Here is a 23,489-nt window from a genome sequence, read left to right as displayed (position 1 = left end):
AATGAAACTACTAGTTTGTATTGTTGCAATTGCTAGGTCAAATAGGACCCAGTTTTGTATAATAATTTTGGAGAAGAAACAGAAACTAAACATTGAAATGAAAAAACTACCACTTTTACTTTTATTAATGATCCTTAGTGTTACAGGATATGCTCAAATTAAATTTGAAAAAGGATATTTTATAGATAATAATGGATCAAAGACAGAATGTCTAATTAAAAATATCGATTGGCATGATAATCCTACCCAAATTCAATATAAAATAACAGAAGATGCCAAAGCCAAAACAGGGTATATAAAAAATATTAAAGAATTTGCTGTCTCAGATTTAAGATATATAAGAGTAACTATAGATATAGATAGGTCAAGTAAAGATTTGAAGAAGTTAAGTGACAATAAAAACCCTGAATTTAAAGAAGAAACACTTTTTTTAAAACATTTGGTTAAAGGAGAGGCTAATTTGTACTTATATGAAGATGGGAATCTAAGAAGATATTTTTATAATGTAGGAGATGATAATATCCAGCAATTAATTTATAAAGTATATAGGGTGTCCAGTATTCAAATTGATAAGAATAATCGATATAAACAACAACTTTGGACAGATGTACGATGTGATAATATAGAAGAAAGTGAAGCTGCAAAAACTGAATACAAAAGAAAAAGCCTAATAAAATATTTCACAAAATATAATACCTGCATAGATCCAAGTTTTGTAAACATTCAAAAAAGAGAGGATCGAGACTTATTTAACCTAAGTATCAAACCAGGGATTGGTTTCGCATCTTTACCATATAGAAATAGGACTTCTAGTAATGTAGGTGATTTTGAAAATAAAACGACTTTTAAACTCGGTGTCGAGGCTGAGTTTGTCTTACCGTTTAATAAAGGTAAATGGGCAATATTTATAGAGCCTACATACCAATCGTATGATTCTAATATAGAAACAGAAACAAATCCTTCCTTTACAGGAACGCCAACAATTCGGAATTATAAGGTAGAATACAAGTCTATTGAACTACCCATAGGTGCACGACATTATTTCTTTTTGAATGATAAGTCTAAGTTGTTTGTGAATGTAGCTTATGTATTAGATTTTGAATTTGATTCAACATATTCGATACAGATTAATGCTGCTGATCCAACATCCTTTGATCTGGAGTCTAGAACTAATGTAATTGGAGGTGTTGGTTTTAAATATAATAATAAATATAGTATAGAAACAAGATTTGCAACTGGTCGTGAAATATACGGGCGATTCAATGCGCAAAGCTATAATTACAAATCATTCTCTGTTATTTTAGGATATACGTTATTTTAAAATTAGGTCTTTTGTAATTCAAGAAAGAAATAGGTGTGCATTAAAAAAAAGCCTCAAGAATAAAGATTCTTGAGGCTTTTCACTTGGTGTTTTATCAATGGTAAATCTCTTAATTTTTTGGTAAGAATTTTTTTCATATTTCTTCATTATTGTATTTAATTGTACATTAGTCCCATACCTAAAAAACCCAAAAAAATATGTCAGAATTTTGGTTTAATATACAACTAGCCTTTAAACACGTACTAGATCTAAATGCATATGATCATGTACTGTTTTTTATCTTGTTAACTTTAGTATATAATGCAAACCACTGGAAACGTGTTTTAATACTAGTCACCATTTTTACATTAGGGCATACTATATCTATGTTCTTAGTAACGTATGGTGCAATATCGGTAAATAGAAATCTAATAGAATTTATGATTCTTGCTACCATTTTGGTTACGGGTATATTTAATGTAATGAGAGCAAATAAAACACCTTCTAACAGTGGAATTAGTATTTTTTATGTTGTTACACTAATATTTGGAATAGTTCATGGTTTAGGTTTTTCGAGCTTCTTTAAAATGAGTAGTGGGTTTGGTTCTAAGTTTTTAAGCATTATTGGATTCTCCTTAGGAGTAGAAGTTGCACAAATCTTGATTGTTTTAATTGTTTTTATTATAAGTTTTATAGCACTAACAGTTTTAAGGTTTTCTAAACGGGATTGGATTCTTGTAGTATCTTCGATAGTTATCGGAATGGTAATCCCAATGCTTATGGCAAATAAAATTTGGTAAATAAATAAGTAACATTTATGGTTGTATTTGCCACATCGTAATAATATATTCGTATTTTGATTGTTATCAGTACATCAGTTATTCTACCCTATGCCAAATAAAAAACAGCTTAAGTACGATAAAGCCTATCTAAGAATAGCAAGAGAATGGGGGAAATTATCCCATTGCGAACGAAAAAAAGTTGGTGCGGTTATTGTAAAGGATAGGATGATTATTTCAGATGGATTTAATGGAACCCCAACAGGTTTTGAAAATCCGTGTGAAGACGAAGAAGGATATACAAAGTGGTATGTGTTGCATGCAGAAGCAAATGCAATTTCTAAGGTAGCGTCATCGACACAATCTTGTAAAGGAGCAACGCTTTATATTACACTATCACCATGTAAGGAATGTAGTAAATTGATTCACCAGGCGGGAATAAAACGTATAGTGTATCAGATTGATTATAAAGATAATTCTGGTTTAAGCTTTCTTGCTAAAGCTGGAGTAGAAATAGAAAAGATTACGGATTTAGACGAATAATGGGATATTCAAAAAAATACTTGCCTTTGTTTTTAGGTTTGGCGGTTGGAGTAGGTGTGTTTTTAGGCAGCAAACTTGATTTTACCAATCCTTCAGCTAAGCTATTTTCTTATAATGCCAAAAAAGAAAAACTCAATAGACTTATTGATTATATAGATTATGAATATGTAGACGAAATTAATACAGATAGTATCGTAGAGGTCACGGTGAATAGAATATTAGAGAATTTAGATCCTCATTCTGTATATATACCACCAGAAGAATTAGAGGGTATAACAGAAAGTATGCAAGGAGATTTTATCGGAATTGGCGTAAGCTATTATCCATATCGAGATACCATCTCTGTAATTAATACGATTAAGGGAGGGCCAAGCGAAAAATCTGGAATAAAGGCAGGCGATAGGATATTAATGGCTGATAATGACACCTTGTTTGGAGAAGGATTAATACGAGAAGGATTAGCTAATAAACTAAAAGGAGAATTAAATAGCCAAGTACAACTTAGAGTCTATAGAAAAGGTACAGGCGTATTTGATGTGGTTGTAAAAAGAGGAAGAGTACCTCTTCAAAGTGTGGATGCTTCTTATATGCTTGATAATAATCTGGGATATGTAAAAATAAACCGCTTTGCAGAGACTACGTATAAAGAATTTAAAGTTGCAATGGATAAACTTCTGGATGATGGTGCAGAGAGTTTAGTGATTGATCTTCGTGATAATGGAGGAGGATTTATAGCTCCAGCATTAAAAATGGCAGATGAGTTCTTAAAAGATGATGTTCTTATTATGTTTACTAAAAATAAAAAAGGAGCCATCGAAAATAATTTTGCAACCAATAAAGGAAGTTTTGAACAAGGTAAAGTATATGTCTTACTTAATGAAAACTCTGCTTCTGCTAGCGAGATTTTTGCAGGTGCAATTCAGGATAATGATAGAGGTCTGATTGTGGGTAGACGTTCATACGGAAAAGGACTTGTACAAAGAGAAATGGCCTTAGGAGATGGTAGCGCTATACGACTTACAATTTCTAGATATTATACTCCAACAGGACGCTCCATTCAAAAACCATATGCTAACGGAAATAAGGAGTATTTTAATGAATATATGGAGCGTTATAAAAATGGAGAATTACAAAATGCAGATAGTATTCAGGTAGCAGATTCTTTGAAGTTTAAAACTCCGGGAGGAAAAACAGTTTATGGTGGAGGAGGTATTATACCCGATATATTTGTAAGTAAAGATACGACGAGAGTTGGTGAAACATTAGATTATTTGTTGCGCTCTGGCCGTATGGGAGGATATGTCTTTGAAGAATTAGATAAGAATAGATCATATTATAATGAATTATCAGAGGAGGAATTCAAAGAAAAAATAGATGTTGATGATACTTTTGCAGAAGACTTTTTACAATACGCAAGGAGAAGAGGGATAGAAATTCAGCTTAAGAATTATAAAGAACAATTAAAAAAATATTTGAAAGCCACTATGGCACAACAATTATTCGGTACAGACGCATTTGAAAGAATTATAAACAAAGACGATGCGATGATTAATAAAGTATTATCGCTTTCTAAAGAAGAGTAATCATAACCCCTGATATGTCAGAACTAGAAGAGTATTTAGTTGCAATTGCAATTTGTTCACCACTTTTTTTCTTTATTATAGCTGTAGCTTTTAGGCTGTTAGATAATAGCGCTTCGATTTTTTTAAAACATGATATTTTGGTCGATACCTCTTACGTTTCTGGAGATATTATAAAAGAACATATTAATAATTCTGGAGATGCTAAATTGAAAAAATCATTAATGCGCGCATTATGGTTTAGAAAATTGCACAACTTCTTTATGATTTTAATGGTGATCTCAATCCCACCAGTAATTATTGCCTGCTTTTTTGTTTTTTGATACTATTTCTCATTTGGTAGCGTATTAAAAGACTCCTTAGAGATTATTTTTTTTCTTTTGAATAGCTTTAGAAACTAGTAAAATAGATAGCAATACGATTACACAAGCAGAAGCAAAAATACTAATGAGGGCAGTTTTACTATTTCCATCTAATAAATTACCAAAATCTAAATGAGTAGCATTATAAATAATTAAACCCGAAGCAATAATAATGAGTATGTATATAAAATATTTCATGGTTGTGTTTTTTTAAAAAAGTCCTTGAATATTAGTTGCAAATAATTTAACAGCGATTGCAAGTAAAATTACTCCAAATATTTTCCGAACTACGTTTATTCCTTGTTTTCCTAAAACTTTTTCTATCCTACCAGAGGATTTTAGAACAATGTACACAAAGATAATATTGATTACGATGGCTATTATAATATTAATAGTATGATATTCTGCTCGTAAAGATAAAATAGATGTCATAGTACCAGCTCCGGCAATTAGAGGAAAAGCCAAAGGAACAACAGCTGCAGTTTCTGGAGCATCATCTTTATATAATTGTATTCCTAGTATCATTTCTATAGCAAGAAAAAATATAATAAAAGCTCCTGCAACAGCAAAAGAATTTACATCTATACCAATTAAGCCTAAAATTTCTTTACCTACAAACAAAAATAGGATCATCAATATAGCAGCTACTACCGATGCTTTTTCGCTTTGAATATGCCCTACCTTTTTACGTAAGTCAATAATAATAGGGATACTTCCAATAATATCGATAACCGCAAATAAAATCATACTTGCAGTTAATATCTCTTTAAGGTTAAAGTTCATAAGAAAATGATTTCAAAAATTTGTGCAAATGTAAATAGACTTTATTTAATAAAGGTATTACAAAAAGGTGAATAAATTGTAAAAATTCTCTGGCATAAGAATTATCTTAGCCGCATGTTTCAATTAGGAAAAACCATAGTTTCTGAAGATATTATAGAGAAGGATTTTGTATGTAATCTTTCTGCATGTAAAGGAGCCTGTTGTATAGATGGAGAAGCAGGAGCACCTCTGGAAGAATCTGAAATTGATAAGCTTAAAGAGGTATATCCAATAGTCAAATCCTATCTAAGAAAAGAAGGTATCGAGGCTATCGAACGTCAAGGAACTCATGTTAAAACTGCCGACGGAGAGTTAGAAACACCACTGATTGATGGTGCAGATTGTGCATACGTGATTTTTGATGAAAAAGGTACTGCAATGTGCGCTATAGAAGAGGCGTATAACCAAGGAGAAGTAGATTGGAAAAAACCAGTCTCTTGTCATTTATATCCCGTACGTGTTCAAGAATATACAGAGTTTTCTGCTGTGAATTATCATAAATGGGAAATCTGTGATGATGCTTGTACTTTAGGTAAAGAATTTCAGGTGCCTATCTATAAATTTGTAAAAGAAGCCTTAATTAGAAAGTTTGGCGAAGACTGGTATATAGAACTTGAAAATGTAGCCAAAAATTTGAAGAAATAGTTTTTGTATTATAGCATCAGAATGTATTAGAAATAAAAAAGGGGTTTTTTGCCCCTTATTTTTTTGTGTGATAAATTTTACATTCGTGCATCTCATATTAGTGAGTTTATTGGATAAAGAATAGTATCCATGTTAAGAGGATTAAAATTATTATGCCAAGTGTTAACCTTTACAGGTTTTATACACTAAAAAAGAAATGGGATACTAATTAAATACATCACACAAATGAAAAATTACACTTTTTTTACAACACTAATACTAACGGTATTACTGCTTGCTTGTTCGCAAAACGATAATGAATTTCAAACTACAGAATTTAGTATCGTATCAAAACATACACAAAATAATATTTATGTAACCAAAGGAGAGTATATAAAAACATTAGAACGAGATAAAAATAAATGTAAGGATAGTGTTTTGTCTTTTAATGAAGAATTATTAAGCTATAAAGTTAAAGGAGCTGTATCTGATACGATGTATTGCGAATCAAAATTTAATGAAAAAATAGAGTGGTTGCAATATGAAATTGAAAAAGCAAGAGTATATGAGTACATAGAAGAGTTTATTGTCTTTAATTCTATTGACGATGATGATACTCCTTGCCCAGAATTTAATTGCCCTATACAGTATTATATAGGAGATCATTTTATTTTCTTAGAGAATCATAATGGTTTTAAAGGAGAGATACTAGATAAAAATGGAGAACTCCTAGGTATTTTTACTGAGTTAGAACCTTTTATGGATAGTGAGTTTTTTATGTCTAGACTCCATCTTAAAAGAGAAATAGAAACCAAAATAGAAGTTGATTTGAGATTTGCATTTAAATCTGAAAGTGAATTGAATCAAATAAATATATCAGATGTTGTGTTGATTCCTTCATATGAAGAGAATTGAATACGTTAACTCTATGAGAAATAGTTTGAAAATTAGCTTTTTGTTATTTCTATGTTATATCAATTTAGCCATTGGCCAAAGTAGTACTATTAAACAGGTAAAAGAATTTGATTCCCTTTATGTCAAAGGGGTCAAATTCTTATATCAAGATAAAGATAGTCTTGAATATTATTTAGAAAAAAGCTTCGAAATAGCTAATAAAAATCACAATTTACCTCATAAATTAAAGGTGTTGTTTAAACTGATTTCTAATGCAAACTATCATTTTGATTTGTACGGAATATCAAAAAATTTAAAAAGAACAGATTCAATCTTCAAAAACGATCCATTATTTGAGTGTCTCGAGAAGAAGGAAAACTATAAAATTGATTTACTATTTAAAAAAGGAGTTTATAATTATAAATTGAAAAATTATACAAGCTCACAACATCAATTTAAGAGATTAATACATGTAGCAGATTCTTTAGGATCAAATAAATTTTCAAAAAAGATATTTAATGCAAATATATATCTTGCTTCTATTTATAAAAACCTTGGAAAACATGCCATCGCAAGAGAATTCTATCAGAAGAATTTGAATAATGGTAGTGAGAGTGCAAATGCAGGGATGAAAATGTACATTGCAGCACTATATTTAAATGAAAAGAAATATGATAAATCTATTGTATTTGCAAAACAAGCATTAGACTTTTATGTTCAAAAATATGAGATAGAGGGTGAAAAAAGATTTAAAAACACAATTATTTCAATTCAAAAAATACTAACTAAAGATTACATTGCAAAGAGAGAGTTAGATAGTGCATTAATCATTTTGAATCAAAGTAATAAGTTCTATATAGAAAACGATCCATTTCAAAGAACATCCAATCAATTCTATGGAGATATTTATTTGCAGAAAAAAGATTTTTTAAAAGCTAAATTTTTTTATGATGAATATCTCTTTCAGACAAAAAAATATTATCATCATAAAAAACATCAGGACATTGCTAAGGCTTATGTTAATCTTGGAAATCTTTTATTTGCCAAGAAATTACCACATAAAGCTCTCGAACACTATCAAATTGCCTTAACACAACTAGCTCCTGAATTTCAGGACAAAAATTTCAAGAGTTCTCCTAATGTAGACTATGTTTTATCAAAACAAGTTTTGATAAAAGTTTTATTTTCAAAACTAAAGGCATTAAAAGAAGTGTATCTAAAAGAAGGAGAGATAGAATATCTAAGGCAAGCTAATACTACTTCTTATAAAATCATAGAAACTTTGGATCAAATGAAGCCAGAGTTTGAAAACCTTTTAGATAAAGAGTTGTTGATTAATAATATTTATCCTGCTTTTCATTTAATGACAGAAATTGCTTTCGATCTTCATCAAATAACCCAAAAACAGGACTACATAAACGATGCATTTTATTTCTCAGAGAAAAGTAAAAGTATATATCTTATAGAAGCAATACGAAAAACAAATGCAAGAAATTTTGGTGGTGTTCCGGATAAAATAATTCAGAAAGAAAAAATTTATCAAACCCAATTAAATTCGCTTGAAAAAGTAGTATATAAAACGAGAGATAGTGTATCCAAAAAAAATAGTTTGTCTAGGCTTTATCAACTTCGAAAAACATACTATGATTTTATAAAAAAAATTGAAAATGAATACCCAAAATATTACAAGCTAAAATATAATTCTAAAGTAGTTTCCTTAGATGAGGTAAAAGGAGAAATATTAAAAAAAAATCAAGGAATGATGAGTTATTTTTTATCTCAGAATGATGTATATATCATTTCTGTATCAAGAGATAATTCAAGGTTTTTTAGATTTCCTATAGACGGTTCTAAAAAAGACAACATACAAAACTGGAATAAAGAGATTGTGTCATATAATTATAATAGTCAATTCAATAATGAAGAACTATCACTGCCCATCTTTAAAGATTTTGTAGAAAAAGCACTTCCCGAAGAAACAAATTCATTACTAATTATTCCAGATGGAATTTTTCAATATATACCTTTTGGAGCTTTGTCCAAATCAAATAAACAAGGAGATTATCTCATTTTTGATTTTTCAATTAGTTATGCCAATTCTGTAACTTTATACAAAGAACAGCAACAAAAACAGTTTAAAAATACTCGAAAGATGGCAGTGTTTGCTCCTGTTTTTACTGGAGAAGAATCAAAAGGACAATTATTATATAATACAAATGAAGCTCATCAAATATCTAACTACTTTGAAGGTAAGGTGTTTATAGATCAAGAAGCTTCTCTAAGTACATTTAAAACTACATCAAGTCAGTATGATATATTACATTTGGCGACTCATGGCTTTTTTGATGATGTTAATCCTGACTATTCCTATTTGGCATTTTCTAGTAAAAATATCGAGGATGATGAGAACAGTAAGCTTTATGTAAAAGATTTATATGCGTATGATATTAGTACAGAGTTAGTCACGCTTAGTGCTTGTGAAACCGGTTATGGTAAAATTATGAAAGGGGAGGGGATGTTAAGTCTGGCAAGAGGGTTTTATTATGCGGGAGCATCCTCATTGACCACAACACTGTGGAAAGTTGATGATAGGACAACTTCAGTTTTAATGAAATATTATTATGAAGCTCTTGATCAAGGTAATGCTAAAGATGTAGCTATGGCTGTAGCAAAAAGAAAATATTTAGAAAATACTGAAGACGAGTCAATGAAACATCCCTTTTTCTGGGGTGGTTTTAAAGTTAGTGGTGCTATACATCCTATAGCTACAAAGAATAGAAATAGATTATTGGTAATTGGAGTATCATTTTGCGTAATTCTGCTTTTGTTTTTAAGAATTAGAAAATCAAAACTTCAAAACTCAAAGGTTGTTTAGCCCTTTTAAAAGCTCTTTTGCCTTTTTGTAGTTGTATTTTTTATCCTGTATAATCTCTTTTAAATAAGACTTAGATTGTGGGTAGTTTTTTGTTTTTAGATGGGACAAAGCAAGATACCAAACTGATTTTTCCTTTAAGCTGTCATCTGTGGTCAGATGTTTTTCTAGTAATGGAATAGCTTCTTGTATACGATTTAATTTCATCAAAGCATTAGCTTTATAGAATAGATAATATGGTTCTTGATGTTTTTGGTATAATTTATCAAATAATTCACTGGCAACATCATATTGACCACGTTCATAAGCTTCAAAAGCTAGTGTTTTTTGATCTTTTTCTTGTTTACCCCTAATTAAAGGGTGTACCACATTTTGATAAGGTTGGAAGTAAGATGCGTATAGATCTTCACCGGCAATAGTACTGTTTTGTAATGCGAACCAAACTCCACATCCTATTAGAATAGCAATAGAAGCAGCTGCAATCCAAATTTTTGCGGCCCCAAATTTTTTGGATGTTTTTTTGGGATTAGTGTATTCTTCTTCGAGTTTTTCAAATAGTGATTTAATTTCTGATTCTTCCTCTTTTTTTAAGGCGAGTTGCACATCAGTTTGAAAATAAACTTCTTTTTCAAACTCAGGATCTTCTTTTATAAATTGATCAAATAATTTAGCCTCTTCCGTAGAAAGGGTACCCTCAAAATGTTTTATGATTAATGTTTCTTTATCCATCATATGTTGGGGTTAATTAATTGTTTCAGGGATTTTAAACATCTTGATTTTTGACTTTTTACTACATTTTTATTTTCATATTGTTCAGCAATCATAATCTCTTCTATACTATAACCTTGGCTGTAGAATAATACTAAAACCTTTTTGCATTTAGCACTTATTTTTTTCAAAGCTTGTTGTACTAATTGTTGCTGTTTATTTGTTTCTGTTGTTTCATATGATAACAATTGTCCCGTTTCTTCATTTTCAAAAAAACTTTGATCTTCTACCTTTATCATTTTTTTCGAAGCTCTTAATTTCTTATAAATCATGAATTTCCCTATTCCAAATAAATATGTCTTAATACTACTATTCTGTCCAACTATTTTTCCTTGAATGGCATTTTCTCGCAGTACAATAATTGCGTCTTGATACACATCTACTACATCTTCGGTTGCAATATCATAACGCTTTGCAAAATGTAAGAAAGCATCACGATACTCTTGATATATGGTTTTTAACGTTTGGGAGTCTCCCTTTTTTAGTAAAATTAGTATTTGTTCTTCAATCATTAATGTAGAAGGAATGGTAAAGGTTAACAAAAAACTAATATAAGAATTCTTAAAAACAATGTTAACCTTTTAAAAATGGATAAAGAACATAATATAATAAAGGATGAAGCTAAGAGATCATAATTATGATTCTGACATCAAATTGATTTAATCTTTCCAGAAATTATTATGACTAAAAAAGGGTAGATAATTTTTTTCTAAAAAAATAAGATCCTGATGTTAACCTTTGAATCTTCTTTGACACTAAACTAAAAACAAAGGAGAAATGATTATTGGGGTTACAGGAACAAATGGAAAAACATCTACGCTTTATTTCTTAGAGCAGTTATATAAAAATGTCCATAAAAATATTTACACCTATGGTTCCAGAGGATTTTGGAAAAATCAGGAACGCATCGATAGATTAGGACAAAATGATCCTTTAGCATTGTTGTTAGAAGAAGCTAGGTTTAATACTCCGAACTGCGATATCTATTTTGAAGCTCATAGCCCTTTTCTTAAGAATGATTTGTATGATGATATTGAGCTTGATATGGCGGTTCTTACCAAAATTTCTAATTATGAACATACTGAGTATCATGAAAATTATGAGGAGTATAGACAGACCAAATTAAAATTATTCTCAAAACATCTCAAAGAGAATGGTGTCGCAATTACAAATCATAAATATTTAGCATCTGTAAAAGAACATACGAATTGTGTTGTGTTGACTTTTGGACCAGAATCAGAAGCCCATTGTCGGTATGAAATTGAAAATAATAATAAAAATGGGGTGTATTTCTCTCTTTATTATAAGGGTCAGAGGTTTTCAGAGATATGCATCCCCTCAGCAGTGTTTATTCCTAATTTTTGCGCTGCAATTCTTTGTGCCGATAGTTCGGGGATATCTATAAAATCAGCAATTGGAATTTCAAAAAGATTCTCACTTCCCCGCGGAAGACATCATCGTATTAAAAAATATGATAAAGACATCATAATTGATTTTGCGCATAACCCAGGAGGTCTTTTGTGCTTACTTAAAGATATACAACTAAAGTCATATGCTTCTGTTTGGACTGTGTTTGGTTGTGGCGGAGATAGATCAAAAACCAAACGACCATTGATGGGTAAGATTGCAAAACGTTACAGTGATGTTGTTATTATTACAGAAGACCAATCCAGAAGTGAATCTACAACTTCTATTCTAGATCAAATAGCGCAAGAAGATTCTAGTCTTATCAAAATTCGGGAACGAGAGAAAGCAATTAAGTATGCTGTTTATAATGCCCCTAAAGGAGCTGTCATTTTAGTTCTTGGGATGGGAGATGATACCTATGTATTTGAAGGAGTTGAAATAAGGGATTATCAATTAGTTAAAAATATTAGTATATGAATTCGGCGACATCTATAAGGCAATTATTTACCAGTTTTTACAATAAAAAAATAGCATTTAGACAATGGTTAAATCCATTTTATAAGAATAGAGATTTTATTTCATTACAAAATTGGATGATCTCTTGTCAAGCTCCTCACAAACTAACAAAAAGTGCAGAGTTTCCTGCCAAAATTGATCCAGAATGGGGAGATAATAGTCAAGGAGCGGCTCATGATGATCAATATTGGTATTTTACTAATCGACATAATCTTTTTAAAATACCGCTAACCACTAAAATTACTTCCAAAACAAAAAAGAGTAATAATGCGGGCATTCCTTCAAGGCTTTATCAAAATGGTAAAGGATACGATCACATGGGGGATATAGATATATATCAAAACAAGGTTTTTGTTCCCTTAGAAGGAAAACGCCCTCCAAAAATTGCTGTCCACGATTGCCAAACATTAAAATGCCTATATGATTATGATATCAAAAATGATGATCAACATGGTTTTCCCTGGTGTGCAATTGACCCAAAGACTAAACGATTATTCACTAGTAATTTTGACTTTGATTCAAAAGAAGGGTTGTTTGTATATCAATTAGAAACCAAAGGTAAAGAGATTACAGGAGTTCATTTTTTGGATAGATTTCCACTTTTTGACTCCAATTTTCAAAACTTCAAATTAAAACGAATTCAGGGAGGGTGTTTTAGTCCCAATGGCAACCTCTATTTGTTGAGTGATAGTAGGGATGGTGATGCGGGGTTATTAGGTTTTGATATGTATACAGGAAGACAATTTGTATATAAAAAAATCATAAAAAGAACCAATTATATTCCTTTTCCAGGAGGAGCTATTTTTGAAGGTGACGAATTAGAAGGAATCACATATTGTAACCTTACTCCTGATCAAAACCCTATCGCATCGACTCCTGGGATTAACGGAAAACTACACGTTACCATGGTTGATAAAGACCTATTCACAGATAACTTTTATTTCAAGCATTTTGATGCTTCAGATTCAAATAAATCAAATTTTATATAAACCATAAATCAAATAAAAATGAAAAAAGCAGATGTTATTTTAACAGACAAAGAAGTACAAATTGAAGGCGATCTTCGAATTAAAAACGGAGAAGATTTAATTATTGAAAATACAAAAGGTAAAGCAACGGCTAAACTATCATCTAATGGGGCCTTAACCCTTGGAGACTCAACAGCACCTAGCCATAGTCACATTAGCCTTTATGGTAAAAGTGGCAGAACAATAATTAGTGATAGTTATATGCGTGTAAAAAGTGTTCATGCTAGTAAATTAAATGGTGTTGAAGGACAAATTAAAGATTTGGAGATTTTTGGATGGAAAAATGAAGAAATCATTCCTGGGAAGATAGTATTTAAAGGAAAATCAAATACAGACCTTCTTGTTATCGACCCTATAAAACAAGATATTATTTTCAAAGATGGTACTACATTAAAAGGAATCTTAGGACAATCAGGGGCGTCATCATCTGGCAATCAAACATCGAATGCAAATCAATTAGATGTAAAGAATATTCAGTTTAAAAATGGAAATGAACCTGCTCAATATTTATTTGAAAGCGGAACATCTAATCCTGACAAAATGGTACTTTCTCACTCCAAAAACTTCTCGAATTGGGGGTTAAGATATAGTGATAAGAAGGATAGTTTTCATTTTGATAGTAATGGAAAAGGAGTATTAAATGTCTTTTTAGGAAGTAAAAAAGTAGGTATCGGAGTAGAAAATCCAACACATGAGTTAGAAGTAAACGGATCAATAGCAGGGACACAGGCTTATAAAACCTTATCAGATGTTGCGTTTAAAGAAAATGTAGAAAGTATAGTAAATCCGATTGAAGCTATTTCTTCTTTAAATGGAGTAACCTATGATTGGAATGAAAAGGCAAAGCAAACCAAAAATGTAGAGCACAAAAAACAATATGGCTTTATCGCTCAGGAGGTCGAAAAAATAGTACCAGAACTTGCATCAACCGACACGAATGGAGAAAAGTCTTTAAACTACCAGGGTATTTTGCCTATTCTGGTAGAGGCTATAAAAGAACAGCAACAAATGATAAATGAGTTACAATCTAAAATCATAAAATAAAAGAGCTATGGGTTTTTTACAAAATATAGGAGGAGCACTAATAGAAGGTGCAAAAAATGTTTATGATGTTGGTCTTGAGGTTACAGGAAAGATAGGGACATATCTTGATAATTCTATTCGATTTTTTGGAAATCTTATAGGCCCTAAAACCAAGGTTGCAATATATAAGACTAGTTCACGATTTAATTTTCCTGAGTTGGATGAATCAGAGATTATAAATCGACCAAATGTTGGATTAGCATTTAGTGGTGGGGGCACACGCTCAGCATCTTTATCGTTGGGGTACTTACAGGCAATACATAAAATGAAATTACAATCTAAAATAAGGTATACTGGTTCTATATCTGGAGGAAGTTGGGCGATAGTACCTTATACATATTTGCCAAAAGGTTTTAATGACACTCATTTTTTAGGAGCTTATACAGCACCAGAGCAGATGACAGCTAGACGCTTAGATACCATTAATAGTAGATCCGAAATGTTTGCTCATTGTATCGCAAATTCTAGACTTAATCATCGATTATTAAGTCAGTATTCAAAAGTGTTTGATGGAGCTGATGTCGATGAAACATTTAGTAATATTGTTGGAGATGTTTTTCTTAAGAAGTTTAGATTGAATAATAATAGACATACAACATGGAAAGACCGCGATATTACAAAACTTACCCGTAGAAATAACCATTTGAATCAACATGATTTTTATACTGTCGAAAAAAGTAGACCTTATATGTGTGTTAATGGTGCAATGAATCAAGATTATACAAAAATTACTAATGAAGGTATATTACCAGTAGTTAAAGACAACCATTTTACTTGGGAACACGTTGATTTTACTCCAAAATATAGTGGTATACATCGTCGTAAAAGAGGAAGTTTTAATTTTAATATTGGTGGTGGATATCTGGAAAATATAGGTTGGGATACGTATAGAAACCCTATAGATGGAAGACCGAATGATCAATGGGTAGAAACAAATATAGAAAATGATCATAGACGGTTAAGCCTTAAAGACATTATGGGTGTTTCGGGGTCGGCGCCAGGGTATTTATCTCATCTGGTAAATCATTATTCTTCCAATATTTTGAGTGCTTTACAAATATTCCCAAAATTTAAAACCTGGCCTGTATCTCCATTTGATCCAGCCTTAACCGTTGATAGAGCATATGGTGATGGAGGATATACAGATAATTATGGGATTATTCCTCTTTTAAAAAGAAGAGTACGCTCTATCGTTGTTTTTATTAATACAGATGAACCATTAAAAAATGATACTAGATTTCCTTTTGGAATTAAAGCAGATAGTTTTTTATTACAGTTGTTTGGGCATGATGTCTCTCGAATTACCAATGGAGAAAATGATTTGACTTTACCTTCTAATTTCTTAGGCCGACATGGTATTGGTAAGGTTTTTAACCAAAGATCATATAAAGCTACGATTGAAGGGTTACATAAAACCCACCTTTTATCCAATCGAACGCATGGTGGTAATGATATTCCTGACGAAATCAACAATGAAAATATTAATGGATTTGATTTAAGGGGAGTTGCTTATAAAAATAAAGATTTTTATGGACTAATCCCTGGTATAACCTATCATGAACAAGAATACGAAGTCTTGAACAATGCATTTTATGGGATAAGAGGAGGTTTCAAAACAAAGATTTTATGGGTTTATAATGATAGCTCTAAAGTATATGAGAATGCATTGAAATCTGAAGTAAGAAGAAAATTAGCACCTAATTTTCCGTTTATTAAAACATTTCTTCAAAATGCACATACCCCTAATTTTAATAAAAAGCCATGGGATGAAAAAATTGAAACGCTAGAAGAGTTTTTTGAACGTATTTTCAAGGAGTTGTCAAAGACAGTTAATAGTATAGAAGCAATAGATCTTACAAATAGTCAAGTAAACTCTTTATCTAATATAGCTGCATGGCGATTATTGAGGTTGCAGAAAGTACTTAAAAATGTTTTTGACAGTGCTACAAATGTTAGTTTAAAAGAAATGGGATCTGTTGTTAAACCACAAGAAATGTCATTAAGAGTGATGCAGCAAAATATTAAACAACAAGCTCGTCAGAAAAGGATAAGAGCATTAAGTAGTTCAGTGTCTAAAATGAGTTATGCAGGAGAAATTACCAAGAGATTAGCGGTTAAATTTTAATGAGAAAAAGAGAAAGATATTAATAGATCGTTGTGCATTTAGATGTTTTTTATATCAAAATCATTTGGTTATATCGTAGAAATTAAGTTGAAGCCTTCTTCATATTCATGTTTCTGAATGCTAAAAAGGTATTCATAATCTCTTTGTAAGAATTCATAATCAAATAGTAGATTACCCCCTTTTTTAATCTTTATCTATAAACACCTACTATAATTTTTATAGTGGGTGTTTACTTTTTTAAACTGGTTACACTAAACCATGAATCATGTCCATAAAGGACAATAAGAATTAATGAAAATAAAAGTAAAACCATGAAAAATTTAAAAAGCGTACCAAAAAAACTAAAATCATCTTGGACGGGAAATTGGAAAACCACCTACGGAATTTTAAAGCTCACTCAAAACGGAAATAAAGTTACTGGTGATTATGCAAATGTTGGTAAGATAGAAGGAACAATTTCGGAGGGTCAACTAAAAGGAATATTTACTAATAAGTCAAAAAAAGGGAGTTTTTCTTTTTCTTTAGAAGGTAATGAATTTACAGGTGTTTGGGGTTGGGGTAATGATTTGTCAGCAGGTACTTGGTCTGGTGTAAAAGATAATAATGGTAAAACCAATTTTGAGAATACACCGACAAATAACATCATTCCCTCAAAACGAAAAAATATATCGATTACAAAAGGTTCTGGCAATGATAAAGTAGTGTTGTCAATGCACGAAGAAGGAGAAGTTTCTGATCGCCAAAAAGAGACCAGTAGCAAAAAGGTGAATAGAGATTGTGTGACAAAAACATATGAAATGGATGTCAATACTAGTGAAATTGATTTTGTAACGATGAATCAAAATGCAGATTGGTTAAAACCAGGAAATCTATTAGATGCAGAATCTACGCTTAGAGGAAGTTATGCTTCAACTTCACATAAAAGAACTCCTATTAATATTACCATTACTACTTCTAGAAAAAGAATAAAAGTTAGTGATCCTACACCAACTAATTTGTCCACAAAAGTAACAGAGCTAGTCGATGGATTAAATAAAAATAAAGCTAATGGTGCGGCAATTAAATATACGGTAAATAAAATTGATTCAGAAAAAGATCTTTCTATAAAATTAACGGGATACTATAAAGATTTATCGGGTATCGAAGCTAGTTTAGGATTTAATTTTAGTAAAAAACAAAATAGAAATTATATAATGGTAGATTTTACACAGATCTACTATTCTATTTTCACAGATCCTTTAAGCAGTAATGTATTTGTTGATTCTAGTCTAAATAATACCTTGGGAGATTATGTATATATCAGTAATGTGATTTATGGACGAAGAGCTATTCTTATGATGGATACAAATTATTCTGAAGCCGAGATACAAGCAGCACTTAATGTTGATTATGATAATAAAGCTACGCAGGGAGGTGGTAGTGCTAATTTTGATATGAAAAAAATCATGAGAGAATCTACAGCTAAAGTATTAATTTATGGAGGTGATGCTAGAGATGCTGTAAAATCTATTACAAACTCAGATATGCTAAGAGGGTTTAAAAACTATATAGAAGGCTCTTTTAATGCGGCAGGAACAGGATATGGAAAATCTATAGGATACAATCTTCGTTTTGCTAATGATAATTCACTTTGTGCCATTAGAAGTGTGTTTAAGCAAACAATTACAGAGTGCAAACCCGTTTCAGAAAGAGCATATTTAAAATTAACTATAAAAAGTATAAAATGTTTAGCAAGCGATGATCGTGATAATGTAGATGATTATATTATTACAGCCACTGCACAAGCTAAAAACAGAGATAATAATGCGATTGTAATTGATCATTCAGATTTTGTATATCGAAATAGTGATCATAACAAATTGTTTAACAAAAATAATCGTATTACAACATTAGTAACATCTAGAGAAAACAGGCAGATTCATATCAGAGAAAATAGAACTATTAATATCAATAATTCTGTTACTTATAAGATAGAAAGAGATTTATTAAAATCAGACGCTTCTATAGATTTGAAAGTAAATGTAACAGAGCGTAGTGGAAATAAAAGAATTGCGTTAGGTAGAAACGAAGTAAGAAGAATTCATATTGGTGAAGCGTTAAAGTATTTATCTGGAGTAAGTGATAAAGGTGATTATGGGAAGCCTATTGTTGTAAAAGGAGATATCAATGGGGATTATATGAATTTGGCTGGGGGATATACTATTATGAAAGAAACAGGAAGTAGTCAAAACAGAAGCTTAGAAGGATATTTTTGGATGGGTAATATAAAAAGAAAATTAGCAATTTTCTTTGGATTAGATATCGTGCAATAATGTTATGCTATGTGTTTGTTTTAATTAAAAAATAGAAAACATAGATTATAAATAATAGAGCGATTGAATCGTAATATAAATTACGATTCAATCGTTTTTTATATCTTATTTAAGGTATGCAACATCGTTCATTACAATAATACATGTTGAAATAACAATAAATGATCAAATACTGATTAAAGAAAATCTAGACTACTTAATAAATGAAAATTAGTAAGAGTATGTTGCAAAAAAAAATAATCGTTAAATTCATCGCTTTTTGAATGGAATTAGCACTTTTTTTATTTAAAAAACATCTAAAAATCTATTTTTTATTGTTAAAATAATCACTTTTTTCAACTACGGTTTTACCGTAAATTGATGCTTTTTTGACTTTTTGATTTTCTGTTAATAAAACTCGGTCAGCAAGTGAAAAATAAGAGTTTTTTAAGAATAAAACTCAGATTATGTGCGTTTTTGTGAAAAATGTAAGCAATTGATTTTTAATTGATTAAATGATGTTTTGTAAAGAATCATTTTATTCCGAAATCACTTCGTGTTGAAAACTTTGTTGAAAACGTTTGTTAACTTTTAGTAGAACTTTTGAGGTATTTCTTGATCTTTGTTATTCCCTAAGAAAAAGAAAAATCTCAAGAAAAAAACAGCTAAAAAAAATTAGAATGAGTGTAGTAGAACCTATTTTGCAAGAAAACAAAGATCGATTCGTGATTTTCCCGATTCAACATCATGATATTTGGGAATGGTATAAGAAGTCGGAAGCTAGTTTTTGGACAGCAGAAGAGATTGATTTACACCAGGACATTACAGATTGGGCAACCAAGCTTAATGAAGATGAACAATATTTTATTAAACATATTTTAGCATTTTTTGCTGCATCTGACGGAATTGTAAACGAAAACCTTGCAGAGAATTTTGTAAATGAAGTACAATATAGTGAAGCAAAATTTTTCTATGGATTTCAAATCATGATGGAAAATATTCATTCTGAAACGTATTCCCTGCTAATTGATACTTATGTAAAGGATGAGAAAGAAAAGGATATGTTGTTTAATGCAATCGAAAATTTTCCTGCGATTAAGAAAAAGGCAGACTGGGCATTACAATGGATAGAATCAGATTCTTTTGCAGAACGCCTTATTGCTTTTGCAGCTGTAGAAGGAATATTCTTTTCGGGAGCATTTTGTTCTATATTTTGGTTGAAGAAACGTGGACTAATGCCAGGACTTACTTTTTCTAATGAATTGATTTCAAGAGATGAAGGAGTTCATTGTGATTTTGCAGTCCACCTTCATAATAAACACCTGGTAAATAAAGTACCAAAAGAAAGAATTCGAGAAATTATTGTAGATGCACTTAATATAGAAAGAGAATTTATAACAGAATCTCTTACGGTAAGCTTGATCGGAATGAATGCAAAATTGATGACTCAATATTTGGAATTTGTTACAGACAGGCTATTAGTAGAATTAGAATGTGAAAAAGAATACGGAACCGCAAATCCATTCGATTTTATGGATATGATCTCGTTACAAGGAAAAACTAATTTCTTCGAAAAACGAGTTTCAGAATATCAAAAAGCCGGAGTGCTTAATAAAGATAACGAAGACAATAAAATAAGTTTTGATGCAGACTTTTAATTTCTAAAAATCTCTCAAAATAATAATATATTCATTCTGAGCTAGTCAAAAACATTTCTTCTGTTTATTCAGATTAGCTCAGTTTGATACAGCTTTATAAAAGCTTACAAACAAAAAAGGGCGAGTCATATTTATTGTATTTTACTTGTAAATTACTCTTATTTTTAGAATAAAGAGGTTTATTCTTACTATCTGATTTTGAGTAAAATACGATACTATTTTGACTTTCGAAATGTAAAATTAGGAACACAAAATTATCATCAACTTCCTTGTGAAAGGAAAAATTAAAAACCAAAAAAGCGTATGTATGTAGTAAAAAGAGATGGGCGTAAAGAACCAATTATGTTCGACAAGATTACCGCGAGGGTAAGAAAATTATGTTATGGACTTAATCCGTTAGTTGATCCTGTAAAGGTTGCAATGAGGGTGATAGAAGGACTATATGATGGAGTAACGACTAGTGAGTTGGATAATCTTGCTGCAGAAATAGCTGCGACAATGACCATAACGCATCCTGACTATGCAAAACTTGCAGCTCGTATCTCTGTTTCTAATCTACATAAAAATACAAAAAAGACATTTTCTGAAGTGGTTACAGATCTTTATGAATATGTAAACCCCAGAACAGGAAAAAAAGCACCATTAATAGCAGACGATGTATATGATGTAATTATAGCTAATAAAGAAAAATTAGACTCTACTATTATTTACAATCGCGATTTTGGTTATGATTATTTTGGTTTTAAAACATTAGAACGTTCTTACTTACTAAAGATTAATGGTAAGATTGCAGAACGTCCACAACATATGCTTATGAGGGTATCTATTGGGATTCATCCTAATGACCTAGATGCGGCTATTGAGACATATGAATTGATGTCGAAAAAATATTTTACACACGCTACGCCTACACTGTTTAATTCGGGAACACCAAAACCACAGATGTCTTCTTGTTTCCTATTGACAATGAAAGATGATAGTATTGATGGTATTTACGATACATTAAAACAAACAGCTAAGATTTCACAATCTGCAGGAGGAATTGGATTATCTATACATAATGTACGTGCTACAGGATCATACATTGCAGGAACTAATGGTACTTCTAATGGTATTGTACCTATGCTTAGAGTATATAATGATACTGCTCGTTACGTAGATCAAGGTGGAGGAAAGCGTAAAGGTTCTTTTGCTATATATGTAGAGCCTTGGCATGCCGATATTTTTGATTTCCTGGATCTTAAAAAGAACCATGGTAAAGAAGAAATGCGTGCACGTGATTTATTCTATGCAATGTGGGTACCAGATTTATTTATGAAACGAGTACAGGATGATGCAGAATGGACATTAATGTGTCCTAATGAATGTCCTGGTTTATTTGATATTCATAGCGATGAGTTTGAAGAGGCTTACCTTCGTTTTGAAGCAGAAGGAAAAGGGCGAAGAACAATAAAAGCGCGTGAACTCTGGGAGAAGATTTTAGAATCTCAGATCGAAACAGGGACACCATATATGTTGTATAAAGATGCAGCAAACCGTAAGTCTAATCAACAGAATCTGGGTACTATTCGTTCATCTAATTTATGTACAGAGATACTGGAGTACACAAGCCCTGATGAAGTAGCAGTATGTAATTTGGCATCTATTGCATTACCAATGTTTGTGAAGAATGGGGAGTTTGATCACAAAGAACTTTATAAAATTACCAAACGTGTGACCAAAAACCTGAATAGGGTGATTGATCGTAACTATTACCCGGTAAAAGAAGCAGAAAATTCTAATATGCGTCACCGCCCGATTGGGTTAGGAGTGCAAGGATTGGCTGATGCATTTATCCAGTTACGTTTACCGTTTACCAGTGATGAAGCTAAAAAATTAAATCAGGAGATTTTTGAAACACTATATTTTGCTGCAGTAACAGCATCTATGGAAGAAGCAAAAGCTGATGGGCCATATCAAAGTTATGAAGGATCTCCAATTTCTAAAGGAGATTTCCAATACAATCTATGGGGGATAAAAGATGAAGAATTAAGTGGTCGTTGGGACTGGGCAAAATTACGTAAGCAAGTGCTTAAAAACGGAGTACGTAACTCTTTATTAGTAGCTCCAATGCCTACAGCATCTACTTCTCAGATCTTAGGAAATAATGAGGCTTTTGAGCCATATACAAGTAATATCTATACCAGACGTGTGTTATCTGGAGAGTTTATTGTAGTAAATAAACACTTATTAGAAGATCTGGTAAAATTAGGATTATGGAATGATGAGCTTAAGGATGCTATCATGCGTGCAAATGGATCAATACAAAATATAGATATTATTCCGCAGGATCTAAAAGAATTATATAAAACTGTTTGGGAGATGAGTATGAAAGATATTATCGATATGTCTCGTCATAGAGGATATTTTATCGATCAGTCTCAATCACTAAACTTATTCTTAGAAGGGGCTACTATGGCCAAGTTAACTTCAATGCATTTTTATGCATGGAAAAGTGGATTAAAAACAGGAATGTACTACCTAAGAACAAAATCTGCAGTAGATGCAATTAAGTTTACACTTAAAAAAGAAACTAAAGAGGCTCCTAAGCCAGAGCAAGTAGCTGTGGCTGCTGCACAAGTAATGGAAGCACAAGCGGCAACCAAAGCTGAGCCAAAACAAGAAATAGAAGCAGTTCCTGTAGAAGGAACGGCGCTTACTCCAGAAGAACTTCGTGCAATTATTGCACAATCCAAAGAAGGCGAAGGAGACGATTGTTTAATGTGTGGGTCTTAGACCTAGATTTATATAGGGCAAAAGGGAAGTTTTCTTAGGATGCTTCCCTTTTTTGTATATTC

Annotated in this window: 19 protein-coding genes; 15 read left to right on the top strand and 4 right to left on the bottom strand. The window is 31.3% G+C overall.

Annotated features, from left to right (window positions below; all coding sequences use genetic code 11):
• Positions 1 to 97: 97 nt before the first annotated feature.
• From FOF46_RS12900 to FOF46_RS12880, 5 genes are all read left to right on the top strand, one after another.
• Complete coding sequence (locus FOF46_RS12900) at positions 98 to 1,321, top strand: porin family protein (protein WP_160114118.1); 1,224 nt, start codon at positions 98 to 100, stop codon at positions 1,319 to 1,321.
• Between the two features lie 197 nt (positions 1,322 to 1,518).
• Positions 1,519 to 2,100, top strand: a complete 582-nt coding sequence (locus tag FOF46_RS12895) for a HupE/UreJ family protein (RefSeq protein WP_143916717.1) — start codon at positions 1,519 to 1,521, stop codon at positions 2,098 to 2,100.
• Between the two features lie 90 nt (positions 2,101 to 2,190).
• Positions 2,191 to 2,622, top strand: coding sequence for a deoxycytidylate deaminase (locus FOF46_RS12890; protein WP_109435795.1), 432 nt, complete (start codon positions 2,191 to 2,193; stop codon positions 2,620 to 2,622).
• Positions 2,622 to 4,205 (top strand): S41 family peptidase, encoded by a 1,584-nt coding sequence (locus FOF46_RS12885; protein WP_109435794.1) that lies wholly within the window; start codon positions 2,622 to 2,624, stop codon positions 4,203 to 4,205. Before FOF46_RS12890 ends, FOF46_RS12885 begins: the two co-directional genes overlap by 1 nt.
• 14 nt (positions 4,206 to 4,219) lie before the next feature.
• Positions 4,220 to 4,525 carry a hypothetical protein gene (locus FOF46_RS12880; RefSeq protein ID WP_109435793.1) on the top strand — a complete coding sequence of 102 codons (306 nt, stop codon included), beginning with the start codon at positions 4,220 to 4,222 and terminating at the stop codon, positions 4,523 to 4,525.
• 36 nt (positions 4,526 to 4,561) lie between these two features.
• Here FOF46_RS12880 and FOF46_RS12875 read toward each other — a convergent pair whose 3' ends face one another.
• Complete coding sequence (locus FOF46_RS12875; protein WP_109435792.1) at positions 4,562 to 4,762, bottom strand: hypothetical protein; 201 nt, start codon at positions 4,760 to 4,762, stop codon at positions 4,562 to 4,564.
• A gap of 12 nt (positions 4,763 to 4,774) precedes the next feature.
• Positions 4,775 to 5,347, bottom strand: a complete 573-nt coding sequence (locus tag FOF46_RS12870) for a MarC family protein (protein ID WP_109435791.1) — start codon at positions 5,345 to 5,347, stop codon at positions 4,775 to 4,777.
• Between the two features lie 114 nt (positions 5,348 to 5,461).
• Here FOF46_RS12870 and FOF46_RS12865 point away from each other — a divergent pair, with 114 nt between their 5' ends.
• From FOF46_RS12865 to FOF46_RS12855, 3 genes are all read left to right on the top strand, one after another.
• Entirely contained in the window at positions 5,462 to 6,031 is a 570-nt protein-coding gene (locus FOF46_RS12865; protein ID WP_109435790.1) for a DUF3109 family protein, read from the top strand.
• 225 nt (positions 6,032 to 6,256) lie between these two features.
• Entirely contained in the window at positions 6,257 to 6,925 is a 669-nt protein-coding gene (locus tag FOF46_RS12860; RefSeq protein WP_143916716.1) for a hypothetical protein, read from the top strand.
• A gap of 13 nt (positions 6,926 to 6,938) precedes the next feature.
• The gene (locus tag FOF46_RS12855; RefSeq protein ID WP_167571825.1) at positions 6,939 to 9,779 is read left to right on the top strand and encodes a CHAT domain-containing protein; all 2,841 of its coding nucleotides are present in this window, start codon (positions 6,939 to 6,941) and stop codon (positions 9,777 to 9,779) included.
• On the opposite strand, the gene FOF46_RS12850 is transcribed toward FOF46_RS12855, so the two are convergent.
• Entirely contained in the window at positions 9,765 to 10,508 is a 744-nt protein-coding gene (locus FOF46_RS12850; RefSeq protein WP_143916714.1) for a tetratricopeptide repeat protein, read from the bottom strand. The two genes, FOF46_RS12855 and FOF46_RS12850, sit on opposite strands and share 15 nt — an antisense overlap.
• Positions 10,505 to 11,056 (bottom strand): RNA polymerase sigma factor, encoded by a 552-nt coding sequence (locus tag FOF46_RS12845; protein ID WP_143916713.1) that lies wholly within the window; start codon positions 11,054 to 11,056, stop codon positions 10,505 to 10,507. Before FOF46_RS12845 ends, FOF46_RS12850 begins: the two co-directional genes overlap by 4 nt.
• Positions 11,057 to 11,321: 265 nt before the next feature.
• Between FOF46_RS12845 and FOF46_RS12840 the strand changes: the two genes are divergently transcribed.
• The 7 genes from FOF46_RS12840 to FOF46_RS12810 all read left to right on the top strand — a co-directional run bounded on the left by FOF46_RS12840 (position 11,322) and on the right by FOF46_RS12810 (position 23,427).
• Entirely contained in the window at positions 11,322 to 12,428 is a 1,107-nt protein-coding gene (locus tag FOF46_RS12840) for a Mur ligase family protein (RefSeq protein WP_143916712.1), read from the top strand.
• Positions 12,425 to 13,456, top strand: coding sequence for a hypothetical protein (locus FOF46_RS12835; RefSeq protein ID WP_143916711.1), 1,032 nt, complete (start codon positions 12,425 to 12,427; stop codon positions 13,454 to 13,456). The genes FOF46_RS12840 and FOF46_RS12835 overlap by 4 nt, the downstream gene beginning before the upstream one ends.
• Before the next feature lie 18 nt (positions 13,457 to 13,474).
• Positions 13,475 to 14,539 carry a tail fiber domain-containing protein gene (locus FOF46_RS12830; protein WP_143916710.1) on the top strand — a complete coding sequence of 355 codons (1,065 nt, stop codon included), beginning with the start codon at positions 13,475 to 13,477 and terminating at the stop codon, positions 14,537 to 14,539.
• 7 nt (positions 14,540 to 14,546) lie between these two features.
• Positions 14,547 to 16,703: a patatin-like phospholipase domain-containing protein gene (locus FOF46_RS12825; protein WP_143916709.1), complete on the top strand. Its 2,157-nt coding sequence runs from the start codon at positions 14,547 to 14,549 to the stop codon at positions 16,701 to 16,703.
• A 311-nt stretch (positions 16,704 to 17,014) separates the two neighbouring features.
• Positions 17,015 to 19,015 (top strand): thiol-activated cytolysin family protein, encoded by a 2,001-nt coding sequence (locus tag FOF46_RS12820; protein ID WP_143916708.1) that lies wholly within the window; start codon positions 17,015 to 17,017, stop codon positions 19,013 to 19,015.
• 659 nt (positions 19,016 to 19,674) lie between these two features.
• Entirely contained in the window at positions 19,675 to 20,652 is a 978-nt protein-coding gene (locus FOF46_RS12815; RefSeq protein ID WP_143916707.1) for a ribonucleotide-diphosphate reductase subunit beta, read from the top strand.
• Between the two features lie 303 nt (positions 20,653 to 20,955).
• Positions 20,956 to 23,427 carry a ribonucleoside-diphosphate reductase subunit alpha gene (locus FOF46_RS12810; RefSeq protein ID WP_109435780.1) on the top strand — a complete coding sequence of 824 codons (2,472 nt, stop codon included), beginning with the start codon at positions 20,956 to 20,958 and terminating at the stop codon, positions 23,425 to 23,427.
• The last annotated feature ends 62 nt before the right edge of the window (positions 23,428 to 23,489 follow it).

The sequence above is a fragment of the Aquimarina algiphila genome (assembly GCF_007489275.1).
In the GTDB taxonomy this organism is placed as follows: domain Bacteria; phylum Bacteroidota; class Bacteroidia; order Flavobacteriales; family Flavobacteriaceae; genus Aquimarina; species Aquimarina algiphila.
Note: the sequence above shows the minus strand (reverse complement) of the source record. Positions and strands in the feature narration are given on the sequence as shown.